Below are 1,035 nucleotides of genomic sequence, written 5' to 3'. Positions count from 1 at the left end.
GCCGGCACTACCGGTATCTGCACGTGACAAATCCGCCGGGCATGGCCCGGTATCGTTCGGGTAGCGCCGGGCCATGCCCGGCGGCGCTTTCTCAGCGCACGTTCGGGACTTCGTAGCCCAGCTTGCCGACCTGGTCGGCGTGCTGCGGCACGCGCTTGAGCTTGTCGGTGTTCACGCCGTACTCGTCGCGCAGGCGCTCGGCCAGCTCCTTGTACAGCGCCTTGTCCATGTCCGGCTGGCGCGAGAAGATCCAGGCCATCTCCCGGCCCGGGTAGCCGATCATCGCCCACGAATAGTCCGGGGCGACTTCCAGCACGCGCGAATGGGTCGGCACGATCCGGTAGAACCAGGTGCGCCAGGCGTGGTTGCCGCTGTCGGCGTCGACGCTTGCACGTGCACGCACTTCCTGCTGCGGCGCACCGAAGCCATCGCGGTAGCGGTAGACGATGCCCACCTTGTTGTCTTCGCGCAGCGTGTACTCGTTGACGCTGGCCACGTGGCCGCGTTCGATGAAGTTCGGCACGCGGCCGATCACGTACCAGGTGCCCATGAAGCGCTGCAGATCGATCGGCGCACCATATTCGGAGGCCCCCGATGCGCTGGCGCGTGGCGACGGCGGGTCGCTGGCGGCCAGCGCGGGGCCTCCAAGGGACAGAGCCAGCAACACGGCGCAGAACGGGCGGATCGAGGACATGCGGGAGCGAGCTCCATTGGGTGCCCAAGCATGGTCGACTGTGTGTGCTCGTTCCGTCAATGGCGGTCGCAGTCTGTGAGAAGGGAGCGGGCCAAGCTGGCCGCCATTGAATCGTCGAGAACGCCCATGAACACTCGCTCTTCCCGTCGCAACCCTGCTGAACGCGACAGCTTTGCCTCCGACCGCCGCCTGCTGCGCAGCGTGCAGCAGCTGGCCCTGGCCGGGCTCGCGCTGGTGCTGGTGTGGCCGGCGGCACGCGGCAGCAGTGTCTGGGTGGGCTGGCTGCCGCTGTGGCTGGTGGGCATGCCGGTGTCGGCCTGGTGGGCGCTGCTGGGCTGCCC

At 68.1% G+C, this 1,035-nt stretch carries 2 protein-coding genes; one reads left to right on the top strand and one right to left on the bottom strand.

All coding sequences use genetic code 11. The features are described from left to right. Positions 1-91: 91 nt before the first annotated feature. Positions 92-694 (bottom strand): lipocalin family protein, encoded by a 603-nt coding sequence (locus tag DCO49_RS20070; RefSeq protein WP_116865473.1) that lies wholly within the window; start codon positions 692-694, stop codon positions 92-94. A 126-nt stretch (positions 695-820) separates the two neighbouring features. Between DCO49_RS20070 and DCO49_RS20065 the strand changes: the two genes are divergently transcribed. Beyond that, the coding region (locus DCO49_RS20065) for a hypothetical protein (RefSeq protein ID WP_116865474.1) at positions 821-1,035 on the top strand (215 nt) is incomplete at its 3' end.

This window comes from Stenotrophomonas sp. SPM (assembly GCF_003105135.1).
GTDB lineage: Bacteria > Pseudomonadota > Gammaproteobacteria > Xanthomonadales > Xanthomonadaceae > Stenotrophomonas.
Note: the sequence above shows the minus strand (reverse complement) of the source record. Positions and strands in the feature narration are given on the sequence as shown.

Excerpts from the sequence above, each read along its gene's own strand:
- DCO49_RS20070 (WP_116865473.1), bottom strand. The coding sequence starts at position 694 with ATGTCCTCGATCCGCCCGTTCTGCGCCGTGTTGCTGGCTCTGTCCCTT.